General features: G+C 70.8%; 9 protein-coding genes. 5 read left to right on the top strand and 4 right to left on the bottom strand.

Annotated elements, in window-relative coordinates; genetic code table 11:
• The first annotated feature begins 11 nt into the window (after positions 1 to 11).
• From ASG45_RS06710 to ASG45_RS06695, 4 genes are read left to right on the top strand one after another with little or no spacing between them, the layout of a single operon-like run.
• A complete protein-coding gene (locus tag ASG45_RS06710) occupies positions 12 to 1,412 on the top strand; it encodes an O-antigen ligase family protein (protein WP_055834525.1) in 1,401 nt (466 codons plus the stop codon).
• The gene (locus tag ASG45_RS06705) at positions 1,409 to 2,809 is read left to right on the top strand and encodes an O-antigen ligase family protein (protein WP_200943397.1); all 1,401 of its coding nucleotides are present in this window, start codon (positions 1,409 to 1,411) and stop codon (positions 2,807 to 2,809) included. Before ASG45_RS06710 ends, ASG45_RS06705 begins: the two co-directional genes overlap by 4 nt.
• A gap of 58 nt (positions 2,810 to 2,867) precedes the next feature.
• Positions 2,868 to 4,781 (top strand): glycosyltransferase, encoded by a 1,914-nt coding sequence (locus ASG45_RS06700; RefSeq protein WP_055834521.1) that lies wholly within the window; start codon positions 2,868 to 2,870, stop codon positions 4,779 to 4,781.
• Positions 4,778 to 5,743 (top strand): glycosyltransferase family 2 protein, encoded by a 966-nt coding sequence (locus ASG45_RS06695; protein ID WP_055834518.1) that lies wholly within the window; start codon positions 4,778 to 4,780, stop codon positions 5,741 to 5,743. Before ASG45_RS06700 ends, ASG45_RS06695 begins: the two co-directional genes overlap by 4 nt.
• Here ASG45_RS06695 and ASG45_RS06690 read toward each other — a convergent pair.
• From ASG45_RS06690 to glf, 4 genes are read right to left on the bottom strand one after another with little or no spacing between them, the layout of a single operon-like run.
• Positions 5,728 to 6,468, bottom strand: a complete 741-nt coding sequence (locus tag ASG45_RS06690) for an ABC transporter ATP-binding protein (RefSeq protein ID WP_055834515.1) — start codon at positions 6,466 to 6,468, stop codon at positions 5,728 to 5,730. The genes ASG45_RS06695 and ASG45_RS06690 overlap by 16 nt on opposite strands.
• On the bottom strand, positions 6,468 to 7,259 hold the full coding sequence (locus ASG45_RS06685) for an ABC transporter permease (protein WP_055834512.1): 792 nt from the start codon (positions 7,257 to 7,259) through the stop codon (positions 6,468 to 6,470). The genes ASG45_RS06690 and ASG45_RS06685 overlap by 1 nt, the downstream gene beginning before the upstream one ends.
• A 22-nt stretch (positions 7,260 to 7,281) precedes the next feature.
• Positions 7,282 to 9,330, bottom strand: coding sequence for an acyltransferase family protein (locus ASG45_RS06680; RefSeq protein ID WP_082516493.1), 2,049 nt, complete (start codon positions 9,328 to 9,330; stop codon positions 7,282 to 7,284).
• 7 nt (positions 9,331 to 9,337) lie between these two features.
• A complete protein-coding gene (glf, locus tag ASG45_RS06675) occupies positions 9,338 to 10,474 on the bottom strand; it encodes a UDP-galactopyranose mutase (protein WP_055834508.1) in 1,137 nt (378 codons plus the stop codon).
• A gap of 149 nt (positions 10,475 to 10,623) precedes the next feature.
• Between glf and ASG45_RS16150 the strand changes: the two genes are divergently transcribed.
• Entirely contained in the window at positions 10,624 to 12,549 is a 1,926-nt protein-coding gene (locus ASG45_RS16150; RefSeq protein WP_055834505.1) for a DUF6541 family protein, read from the top strand.
• Position 12,550: the final 1 nt, after the last annotated feature.

Raw genomic sequence — 12,550 nt, 5'->3', positions numbered from 1 at the left:
CTGAACACACCATGGCGATGTACACGAATCACCCCGTGTCGGCGCTGCCGACGGCACCGCCGCGCGAGACGACCGGGCACCTGCTGCTGCGCGCCTGGTGCGTGCTCGTGCTCGTGCTCGCCCTGGGTGGCGTCGGGCTCGTCAACGCGGTCGGCCCCCTCGTCGCCGCGATCGTCGTCGCCTGCTCCGCCGTGGTCTCGGCGATCGTGTGGATCGTGGTGCGTCCCCCGGTGGCGGTGCGCCGCCTGCCCTGGCTCGCCTTCGGATACGTCGCCTGGGCGGCGGCCTCGATCTCGTGGAGCGCGTGGCCCGCGGCATCCGTGCTCACGTGGCTACTGCTGGCCATCACGACCTTCCAGGCGCTGTTCATCGGCGCCGTGCTCACCTGGCGCGACGTCGTGCGGGCGGTCGCGTCGGCCGCCAAATGGATCGTGGGCCTGTCGCTGCTGTTCGAGGTCGTGGTCTCGGTGTTCGTGCGCGGCCCGCTGCTGCCCGGCTTCGTCGTGCCCTCGGAACGGGTCGATCCGATCGTCTACTGGTCGCGCGACAACCTCTTCGACGGCGGTCGCATCCAGGGCGTGTTCGGCAACGCCAACCTGCTGGCCGCGGTCATGCTCGTCGCCCTCATCGTCTTCGCGGTGCGCCTCGCCGCCGGAGCCCCCCGCCGCACTCTTCTCATCGGCTGGATGGCGGTCGCCGCCTTCCTCTTCGTCCGTGCCGGGTCGGCGACGGCCTTCATCGCGGCGGCCTTCGTCGCCCTCGTGCTCGGCACGGTGCTGGTGATGCGCACGGCCCGTCGCCCCGGCGAACGCACGCGGTGGTACCTGCTGTACGCCGCCGTCGGGCTCGGCGCGGGCGCCGCGCTGTGGTTCGGCCGCGACGCCCTGTTCGGGCTTCTCGGCCGCGGCGCAGACCTCACGGGCCGCGAGGGCATCTGGGCCGACGTCGTGGCGCGCGCCGACCAGCACCCGATCGTCGGGTGGGGCTTCTCGACGCCCTGGATCGCCTCGGAACCGCTCATCGACGGCTGGATCGTCGACCACGGGCAGACCGTCGTGCAGGCGCACAGCATGTGGTTCGACGCGTATCTGCAGCTGGGGGGCATCGGCGTCCTGCTGCTCGCGCTGGTGTACCTCGCGTACGTCTGGCGCTCGTGGTTCTTCGCCGTCGATCGACCGCGGTGGGACCTGCGCGCCGATCGCCCGCACTCGCCCCTCACACTGCTCCCGACCCTGATCGGAGCACTGCTGGTCGTGCTCGGCCTGACCGAATCCGGGCCGCTGCTGCTGTGGGGATGGATGTTCGTCGTGCTCTTCGGCGCGAAGATCAAGCAGACGCCGCTCGTGGGGGTCGGCCCCAGCGAGCAGAGCCTGTCGATCGAACGCGGCGAGCTGCAGAGACCCGCGCCGTGACCTCGGCGCCGGCCGCGCCGCTCCCCCTGCTCGCCTCCCCGGCCCTGGCCCGCGCCTTCACCCTCGCGGTGTTCGCCGCCGCCTTCGGCGGCTTCGCGATCGCGGCGGCCGCCGGGTCGGTGACGCTCGCGACGGTGTTCGCGGGGCTCTGCGCCCTCGGCGGCGCGATCCTCTGGGCCCGGCGCGACGAGATCGACCTCGTGCGCCTGGCTCCCACGACACTCGTGCTGCTCGTCGCCTGGGCGGGGGCGAGCGTGTTCTGGAGCACGGCCCCCGCCGAGGCGCTCGGCGGATGGCTCTCCTTCGCCGCGCTGGCGTTCCTCGCGGTGGTCATCGGGCTCGTGCGCGACGCGGTGCAGACGGTGCGGGCGCTCGGCGACGTGCTGCGGTGGCTGCTGGGCCTGTCGCTCGCGCTCGAGGTGCTCAGCGGCATCCTGCTGGATCTTCCGATCCCCTTCCTGCAGATCCAGGGGGCGATCGCCGACCTGGGTCCCGTGCAGGGCGTGTTCGGAACGCGCAACGCCCTCGGTTTCGTCACGGTCGTGGCCCTGATCACCTTCCTCGTGGAGTGGCGCACCCGGTCGGTCGGGACCGGGGTCGCGATCGGCTCGGTGCTGCTCGGCGGCGTGCTCGCGGCGCTCAGCGGCTCGCCCACCGTCATCGTCGTCGCCGCCGTGACGGGGCTGGCCGCGGGGGCCCTGTGGGCCGTGCGGCGCGTTCCTGCCGCTCGCCGTCGCACGGCGCAGACGCTGCTGGGCGCGGGCGTCGTCGTCGCGACGGGGGCGGTCTTCGCGCTGCGCGCTCCCCTCGTCGCCGCGCTCGGCGCGAGCGCCGACCTGTCGCTGCGCACCGATCTGTGGGTGCGCGTGCTCGACGTGGCCGAGCTGCGTCCGGTGCAGGGGTTCGGCTGGTTCGGGGCGTGGGTACCCGGCATCGTGCCGTTCGACCTGATCACCCTGGCGCTCGGCGCGTGGCATGCCTCCGCGCTCAGCGCCTTCCTCGACGTGCTGCTGCAGCTCGGGTGGGTGGGGCTGCTGCTCTTCGGCGCCCTCGGCGGCCTCGGCCTGGCCCGCGGGTGGCTCGTCGCGGGCTCCCGCCGCGCGGTCGTGCACGCGTGGGCCCCGTTGACGCTGGTCGCCCTGCTCACCGTCTCGGTGTTCGAGAGCTTCACGCTGACGGGGGCCGGGTGGCTGCTGCTCGCGCTGTGCGCGGTGCGGGCGGGGCAGTCCCGCTCGTGGCGCGAGCAGCTCGACCAGCGCATGGCCGCCGCCGCACCGCCGGGCGCTGCGGCCGGCGAGAACCCCGCGGCGGGCCCGCGCACCCCCCGCACCGACGACCCCGGCGACGGGACCGACGGCGATGCCGACGCTCAGGACGGCCCGCGACGCGCCGGGTAGACTTCCCGCTGGCTGGCTGGCCGCCCGCGGCCGCGGCCCCTGAACGAAAGACCTCTTCGTGACGTACACCCTGCAGAACGCCGTGCTTCCGCTCGATCGCGACCCCGACCTTCTCCCGCTGTACGTCGACCCCGAGACCTGGTCGACGATCGACGAAGAGCCCGTGCGCGTCACGAACGTCGCCCAGCTCAGCAACATCCTCGACCGCCACCGCGCCCGCATCGTCGCGGGGCGCCGCGTGTCGTTCGGCACGTACTTCAACGCCTTCCCCGCCTCGTACTGGCAGCACTGGACGGCCGTCCGCCAGGTGCGCCTGACCGTGCACACCTCGGGCAACGCCACGATCCTGGTGTACCGCTCCAACGGCAGCGGCACGAAGCAGCGCATCGAGACCCGCGAGGTGAAGGGCGACGAGGTCGCGACCTCGTTCGACCTCGTGCTCGACCAGTACAGCGACGGCGGGTGGATCTGGTTCGACGTCGCCGCCGATCGCGCGGACGCGATGTTCGAGGGCGCCGAGTGGACCACCGAGCAGGAGCCGGCGCGCGGCGGCAAGGCCAGCATCGGCGTCACGACCTACAACAAGCCCGACTACTGCGTCGAGACGCTCCAGGCCCTCGCCGACGCCCCCGACGTGCTCGACGTCGTCGACCGCGTGTTCATCATCGACCAGGGCACCGACCTCGTCGAGGATCAGGACGCCTACCCGGCGGTGGCGGAACGCCTGGGTGAGACCCTGCAGGTGCTGCGTCAGCCCAACCTCGGCGGGTCGGGCGGGTTCGCCCGGGCCATGGTCGAGACCCTCGCCCGCTCGGGCAGCGACTTCGTGCAGCTGCTCGACGACGACGTGCGCATCGAGCCGGAATCCATCCGCCGCTCGGTGGTGTTCGGCCGCTACGCCTCGGTTCCCACGATCGTCGGCGCCCACATGTTCGATCTGCTCGACCGCCCGAAGCTGCACGCGTGGGCCGAGGTCGTCGACGACGCCCCCTTCATGTGGCGGGCGCTCTACCAGGAGCGCCTCCCTCACGACTTCAGCGTCGCCAACCTGCGCCAGAGCCCCATGCTGCACATGCGCCTCGACGCCGACTACAACGGCTGGTGGATGTGCCTCATCCCCACGAGCATCCTGCGCGACATCGGCCTGTCGCTGCCGGCGTTCATCAAGTGGGACGACGCCGAGTTCTGCGTGCGGGCTCGGGATGCCGGGTACCCGACCGTGTCGATGCCGGGTGTGGCGTTGTGGCACGTGTCGTGGATCGGCAAGGACGATTCCATCGACTGGCAGGCGTACTTCCACGCCCGCAACCGCATCGTCGCGGCCCTGCTGCACTCCCGCTCACCGCTGGGCGGAACCCTCATCCGCCACAGTCGACGTGTCGATCTGAAGCACCTCATGATGATGCAGTACTACCCGGTGGAACTCCGGCACCGGGCACTGCGCGACATCCTGTCGGGCCCCGAGCACATGCGCGCGGGCCTGGCCACCGCCATGCCCGATGCCCGCGCCGTCGCCCGGAAGCACCCCGAGACCGTCGTCCACAAGGACTCGGGCGTTCCGCTGCGGGCCCGTCGCGGCCGGCAGGTGTTCAAGCGTCTGAAGAAGCACGAGTTCGACAGCCCGCGCGGCCTCGCCCTGCGCACCTTCACCGTGCGCACCCTGCTCTCGCACTGGTTCCACACCCCCGATCCGGCCAACGTCGACCAGCCCGAGGTCGAGTTCGGCAAGAACGACGCGCACTGGTGGCGCATCCCGACGTACGACAGCGCGCTCGTGAGCGCCGCCGACGGCTCGGGCAAGAACATCTACACCCGCGATCGCGCTCAGTTCCGCCGCATGCTCGTCGACAGCGTGCGCCTGCACCGACGCCTGCAGCGCGAGTGGCCCCGCCTGTCCGCCCAGTACCGCCGGGCTCTTCCCGACCTCGTCTCCGAGGCCCAGTGGCGCGCGACCTTCGAGGAGCGCTCGTGAACGCGTTCGACCCGGCCACGGCGACGATCGTCGTCGTCACCTACAACCGCACGCACCTGCTGACGCGCCTGCTCGAGAGCATCACGCAGATGGAGCCGGCGCCCGGCCACCTCGTCGTCATCGACAACGCCTCCACCGATGACACGACCGCCGTCGTCGAATCGTTCCGGGACCGTCTCCCCACCGAGCTGGTGTACCGGCGACTCGACACGAACACCGGTGGCTCCGGCGGCTTCAGCGAGGGCATGCGCGTCGCGTACGAGCTCGGATCCGAGTGGATCTGGCTCATGGACGACGACGTCGAGGTCGTCTCCGACGGTCTCGCCCGCATGGGCCGATGGGCGCCGCGATTCCGCAGCATCCAGGGGCGGCGCTACGACTACGACGGCAGCGAGTTCTACTGGCAGTACCGCGTCGCCGAGTCGATGGCGATCCCCATCCCCTTCGCCCCCGCCGGCTTCGACGAGTCCGGCTTCAAGCCGATGAACTCGGGCTGCTTCGAGGGGATGTTCATCCACCGCGACATCGTCGCGAAGATCGGTCTGCCCGATCCCCGCTTCTTCATCTACTGGGACGACCAGCTCTACGGGTGGCTCGCCTCCCGCCAGACGCCCTCGGTGATCGTGAACGAGTTCGTGCTGCGCCGCACCCGCGAGATCAAGCAGTGGGACATGGGCATCCGCCACATGAACGCCTCCAGCGACGCGTACCGGTACTACATCATGCGCAACCGCGCGTATCTGCAGAAGTACTACCGCCAGCTCGGCGTCTACCGGGCCCTGCCGTTCAGCGCGGGGACCACCCTGACCTTCGTGAAGGAACTGATCCGCCTCTTGGTGGTGGAGCGCAAGCTCCGCGGCACGAGCCACCTGTTCCGCGGCCTCCGCGACGGCCGTCGCATCACCCGCGACGCGTCGTGGAAGCCGATGCCTCCCCTGGAGCCCGCTCAGCCCGTCGCGTAGTCGGCGTTGTACCGGTCGAGCACCTCGGCGATCGGGGCGTCGAGCTTCAGCTCGCCGCCGTCGAGGTAGAGCCCCCGCGTGCAGAACCGGCGCAGGTCCTTCTCGTTGTGGCTGACGAAGAACAGGGTGCGCCCCTCGGCGAGCAACTCGTCGATGCGGCGATAGCACTTCTCGCGGAACGACCGGTCGCCGACGGCGAGCACCTCGTCGACCAGCAGGATCGGCTCGTCGAGCTGCGAGACCACCGAGAACGCCAGGCGCACCTTCATCCCGTTCGACAGGTGCTTGTACGGGGTGTCGACGAAGTCGCCGATCTCGGCGAAGGCGATCATGTCGTCGAAGCGTCGGGAGACCTCGGCCCGTGGCATCCCGTGCAACCCGGCGGTCAACCGCACGTTCTCGCGCACGGTGAGGTCGCCGACGAAGCCCCCGGTGATCTCGATGAGCGGCGCGACCCCGCCGTCGACGGACACTCCCCCCTCGTCGGGGAGAAGGACGCCCGCGACGAGTTTGAGCAGCGTCGACTTGCCCTGGCCGTTGCGGCCGACCACGCCGATCGACTCCCCCGGCTGCACCCGGAACGACACGTCGCGCAGCGCCCAGAACTCGTCGGGGCGCGAACGGCGCGCGGTGCCGCCGAAGATGTCCTTGAGGCTGCGGCCACCCCGGCGGTTGCGGCGGAAGCGCACCCCCAACCCGTGGACGTCGATCGCGGGACCGGCCATCACAGCTCCTTCAACACCGGACGCTCGAGCCGCGGGAAGACCACCAGGCCCAGACCCAGGATGCCGAGGCTCACCGCCGCGCCCACCACGACCGTGAGGGTGTCCCACTGGTCGGGGAAGAACCCGACGCGGTAAAGCGTGAAGATCCCCGCGAGCGGGTTGAACGCCGCGATGTCCGCGAAGACGCCGGGGAGGTTGCCGACGCCGTAGATGATGGGCGACGCGTAGAACAGGGCCCGCAGCACCAGACGAGTGGTGCGTTCGAGGTCGCCGAACATCACGCACAGCGGGGCGACGATCAGACCGAGCCCCACCAGGAGCGTCGTCTGCAGCAGCACGGCGAGCGGGAAGGCCAGCAGCGCCCACGACACCTGCGCCCCGCCGAAGACCGCGAACAGCACGAGCACCGGGAGCGAGAAGAGGAACTCCACGCCCTTGCTCACCACGATGCGGTTCACCCAGATCCACCGCGGGATCGACGTCGAGCGCACCAGGCGGGAGTCCTTCTTGAACGCTTTCGTGAAATCCGTCACGGCGGAGTTGAACCACACCCACGGCAACAGGGCCGTGATGAGGAAGACGATGTAGGGCTCCTCCCCCACCGAGCGGTGGAAGACCTGGGTGAAGACGAACCAGTAGATGCCACTCATCACGAGGGGATCCAGCACCGACCACAGGTATCCCAACGCGCTGGTCGAGTAGCGCACGCGCAGATCGCGCGCCGACAGCAGCCACAGCGAGTGGAGGGAGCGCCGCGCCGATCCGGGGGCGCCGACGGCGGCGGGGGTCACGGGGAAATCCTACGCGGAGCGCTCATCCGAGCCTGGCCGGGAGCTGCTCGGCCAGCGACGGACCGAGCGATCGGGCGTACATGCGGGTCAGGTGGTTGTCGTCGCGGTACACCGCGACGTTGCCGATGACACCGACGCAGAGGTCATCGGGGCAGATCCACGGGGTGAGATCGACCAGGCTCAGCCCCGGTCGATCGAGGTCGTCGGCCGGGTTGCGGTCGGCGAGGGACGCCGAGCGGGGAACCGCGCACTCGAGCGGGTCGGCGGACTCGTTCACGCAGCCGAACATGTCGAAGGCGAACCGCGGGTTGTCGCGGATGCCGAGGACCTCGATCCCGGCATCGCCCATGCGGTCGAGGAACCCCTCGATGCCGGCCCGCACCATCTCGTCGTCGTCGCCGGCGTCGGAGCGCGTGACCACCGTCATCACGGCGTCCGGCGCGATCCGCTCGACGTGCGCGATGGCGGCCTCGCGCCAGTCGTCGCAGGTCGGATCGAGCCCCGGCTCGTCGAGGCCCATCGAACATCCGCCCTTCACCAACGACACCACTCCCCAGCGCTGCGCGTCGGCGACCGGCAGCAGCGCGGCCGTGATCTGCTGAGCGTGCGAGTCGCCGATGACGGCGACGGTCCGCGACGCGCGGGAGGTGCCCGCGGTCTCGAAGCACGTCCCCTCGAGGATCTGCTCGGTGACGAGCCGGTCCGACGAACACACCTGCTCGAGCTGGGTCCACTCGTCGTCGAGCAGGGTGGGAAGCGGCAGCAGCATCGCGTCGGCGGGCGTCCGGGGCAGGGTCGGGTCGCGGAGCACGGCCGCGCCGGGGTTGGCGACCTCCGCGCGCGCAGCGATCACGCGTTGCTCGCTCCACGACGCGATCTGCCAGCTCGCCACCGGCACCGCGACCACGGTGGTGGCCACCGCCAGCACGGCGATCGGAACGAGCGCGGAGGGATCGGAACGCCGCCACGCCCGGACCGGGCGGTCGACGGCCCAGGTGAGCGCGCGCGCCAGCAGCAGCGACAGCACGATGATGCCCGCGCCCCCGACCAGCCCGACCTCGACGCGGTCGTTCACGACGAGGAAGGTCACCAGGATCGGCCAGTGCACGAGGTAGAGGGCGTACGCGTCGCGTCCCACCGCCCGCAGCGGTCGGGATGCCAGCAGCCGCCCGGGACCGAGATCGCGTTCCCCGTCGGAGGTCGAGCCCGAGACCACGATCGCGGCGGCGCAGAGCACCGGCCAGAGCGCGAGGAAGCCCGGGAAACCGCCGCGGACATCGAGGACCATGCCGAGCACGAGCAGGCCCGCCAGCCCCGTCCACCCCACGACGGCGCGCGCCACCCGGCCCAGGCGCACGTGCGGCAGCACGAGCACGAGCAGGGAGCCCGCCGCGAACTCCCAGAGCCGAGCGCCGGTGTCGAAGTAGGCCGCCTCCTGCGCGGCCGCGGTGCGGATGACCGAGTAGACGAACGAGACGAGGAACACCGCGCCGAAGACCGCCCCGACGACGCGATCGGGTGACAGCCCCCGGCGACGGACGAGCACCTGGCACAGCGCCAGCAGCGCGACCCACAGCAGGAACGCCTGCCCCTGCACCGACAGCGACCAGAAGTGCTGCAGCGGGCTCGGGACCTCGGTGCGCGCGTAGTAGTCCACGGCATCCGCCGCGAGCACCCGGTTCTGCACGTAGGCGAGCGAGGCCCACGTCTGCTCCCACACCATGCGCCACGCGGTGGGCGGGTACAGCGTCCACACCAGCGCGAGCACGCCGACGAGGGTCACCGCGGCGGCCGGCAGGAGCCGGCGGAAGGTTCCCAGCAGGTGGCGGATCGGGCGCACGGGGTGATGTCCGGCCATTCGCCGGACGAAACCGCGGGTGAGGAAGAACGCCGAGAGCATCAGGAAGACGTCGACGCCGCCCGAGACCCGTCCGAACCACACGTGGTACGAGACGACCAGCAGGATGGCCACGGCACGCAGCCCGTCGATGTCGGGCCGATACGCCCAGCGCCCCTCGTCCGCCCGTCCGGCGCGTGCCGGGCGGGTGCGCGACCCGAGGGTCAGAGGCACGGCGACGTCACGCGAGCTGGTTGTTCCACATCGTCAGCGCCGAGCCGATCGCCATGTGCATGTCGAGGTACTGGTAGGTGCCCAGTCGTCCGCCGAAGTGCACGTCGCGCTCGCCCTTGGTCAGCTCGCGGTACGCGAGCAGACCGGTGCGGTCGTCGGCCGTGTTGACCGGGTAGTACGGCTCGTCGGCGCGCGTGGCGAAGCGGGAGTACTCCCGCACGATGACGGTCTTGTCGGTCGGGTAGGTGTCGGCGCGCTCGGGGTGGAAGTGCTTGAACTCGTGGATGCGCGTGTACGGGGTGTCGGCGTCGGCGTAGTTCATGACGCTGGTGCCCTGGAAGTCGCCGATCGGCAGCACCTCCTGCTCGAAGTCGAGCGTGCGCCACGACAGCTCTCCCTCGGCGTAGTCGAAGTACCGGTCGACCGGGCCGGTGTAGACCACGGGCACCTGGCCGACGGTGGCCTTCTTGTTCAGGGGCTGCGACTCGTCGAAGTAGTCGGTCGACAGCTTCACGTCGATGTTCGGGTGATCGGCCATGCGCTCCAACCACGCGGTGTAGCCGTCGACCGGCAGACCCTCCCACGTGTCGTTGAAGTAGCGGTTGTCGTACGTGTAGCGCACCGGGAGGCGCGAGATGACCTCGGCCGGCAGGTCTTTGGGGTCGGTCTGCCACTGCTTCGCGGTGTAGTCGCGGATGAACGCCTCGTACAGGGGGCGGCCGATCAGGGCGATCCCGCGCTCCTCGAGGTTCGTGGCGTCCTTGGCCTCGAACTCACCGGCGAGCTCGTGCACGAGCGCCCGCGCCTGATCGGGCGTGTACGCGGCCTGGAAGAACTGGTTGATCGTGCCGAGGTTGATCGGCAGCGGGAACACGACGCCCTTATGGGTCGTGTACACGCGGTGCACGTAGTCGGTGAACCGCGTGAAGCGGTTGACGTACTCCCACACCGTCGGGTTCGACGTGTGGAAGAGGTGGGCACCGTAGCGGTGCACCTCGATGCCCGTCTCGGGCTCGTTCTCGGAGTAGGCGTTGCCGCCGATGTGGTGGCGGCGGTCGATGACCGTCACCTTACGACCTGCGGCGGCCGCGCGCTCGGCGATGGTCAGGCCGTAGAAACCCGAGCCGACGATGAGAAGATCCATGCGGAGAAGCGTCTTTCGTGTCGACGGATGCGCGGAGACGGTGCCGCGACCCGTCCAGTCTAAACGGCGGCCTCGCCGACGCCTTCAGGGGCGGGTCAGGGACCGTCCGTTAGCATGACTGACTGTCGTCCAGCGAGAAATGGGAGTGCATGAGCGATTCCTGGTCGGTGATCGTGATGCCCGTCATCGTCTCGATCCTCGCTCTCACCGTCCCCGGAATCGTCGTCCTCGCGGCCGGGTGGGGCGTGCGTCGCCTGCGCATCCTGGCTCTGGCCCCGGTCGTGTCGATCGCGATCCTCGCGGTCTCCGCCACCGTGGCGCCCTTCGTGGGTCTGGGGTGGTCGCCGCTGCCGGTGGTGATCCTCACGGTCGTCGCCGCCGCCGCCGCGTTCGGGCTGGGCCGCTGGGTCGGCCCCGAACGCGACGACCGCACCCCTCCGTCCACCGCGGTGTGGGGCGTGGTGTCGCTGGGCATCGCGGCCGTCGTGATCGCACTGCAGCTCGCGGTCGTCTTCGGCGGGCCGGCGCACATCTCGCAGACCTTCGACGCGATCGTCCACCTCAACACCGTCGCCTTCGCCGTCGACACCGACAACGCCTCGGCCTTCCACATCGGCGCGACATCCGACATCGGGTTCTACCCGAACGGCTGGCACACCGTCGCCGCCCTCGCGGCCGACGTCACGGGAGTCTCGGTCCCCCTCGCCGTCAACGCGGCCAACATCGCGCTGTCGGCCGTGGCCTGGCCGCTGTCGGTCGTCGCGCTCAGCACGGCCCTGCTGTCGGAGCGCACCGCGGTCGTGGTGAGCTCCGCGGCACTGTCGACCGGATTCGGCGCCTTCCCGATCCTTCTGATGTTCTTCGGCGTGCTCTACCCGAACGCCATGGGCTACGCGGTGCTGCCCGGCGGCGTCGCCGTCGTGGTGCACCTGCTGCGCAGCCGCGGCCTGCCCGCCCGCGCCCGCGCCACCGTGCTGCTGCTCGTCGCCTCGGCGGGGGTCGGGTTGTCGCATCCGAACGCGTTCCTCGGCATGGTCGCCCTCGGCGCGGCGATCGTCGTCGTCGAGCTGCTGACCACGGCGATCTCGTTCCCCACCCGCCGCCGGTGGATGGCGACGGCGGCGATGCTGCTCGGACTGCTGCTCGTGCTCGCGGTGCTGTGGCGGGTCATGCGCACCAACACCGAGATGTCGCGCTGGCTGCCGTGGCAGACCACCGCGCAGGCCCTCGGCGAGGCGCTGCTGCTGTCGCCCCACGGCTACACCGTCACCGTGACGATCTCGCTCCTGCTGCTCGTCGGCGTCGTCGCGATCGTCCGGCGCCCGCGCCGCCTGGTGATCGCCGGCCCCATGGTGGTCGCCACCGTGCTGTTCGTGCTGGTGTCGGGCACCGCCGCGGGCAATCCGGTGCGCGAGCTGCTCACCAACCCCTGGTACAACGACTCCTTCCGCTTGGCCGCACTGCTCCCCGCCGCGGGGATCCCCGTCGCGGTGCTCGGCGCGATCACGCTGGTCGACCTCGCGGCGCGATCGCTCCAGCGCGCCCGCGCGGCACGCGGCCTGCGCGTGGCCATCGCCGCGGTCGCTGCCGTCGTCGTCTTCTCGGTCGGGGTGAGCCCCAACATCGTCCGCGCGGTGCAGGACGCCCGCGGCGCCTACGCGCTCGACGCGGGTTCGCCCCTGCTCACGGCCGACGAAGAGGCCCTGCTCGAGCGCCTTCCCGAGACCACCCCCGCCGACGCGGTCATCGCGGGCAGCCCCTGGACCGGCACGTCGCTCGCCTACGCGATCGGCGAGCGCGAGGTGCTGCGCAAGCACGTCTTCGGCGCGTTCGGGCCCGACGAGGAGCTGATCAACAACGCCCTGCGCGACATCGACAGCGACCCCCGGGTGTGCGAGGCGGTCGATCGCCTCGGCGTCGACTACGTCCTCGACTTCGGTGCGCAGAACGTGTGGAACAACCCCGGCGTCGGACTCGACCGCCAGGGCCTGTACGGACTCACCCCGTCGGAGCACCTCGTGCTCGTCGACCAGCAGGGACCCGCCGCACGCCTGTTCCGCATCGAGGGCTGCTGAG

The sequence above is a fragment of the Microbacterium sp. Leaf436 genome (genome assembly GCF_001424715.1).
GTDB lineage: Bacteria > Actinomycetota > Actinomycetes > Actinomycetales > Microbacteriaceae > Microbacterium.
Note: the sequence above shows the minus strand (reverse complement) of the source record. Positions and strands in the feature narration are given on the sequence as shown.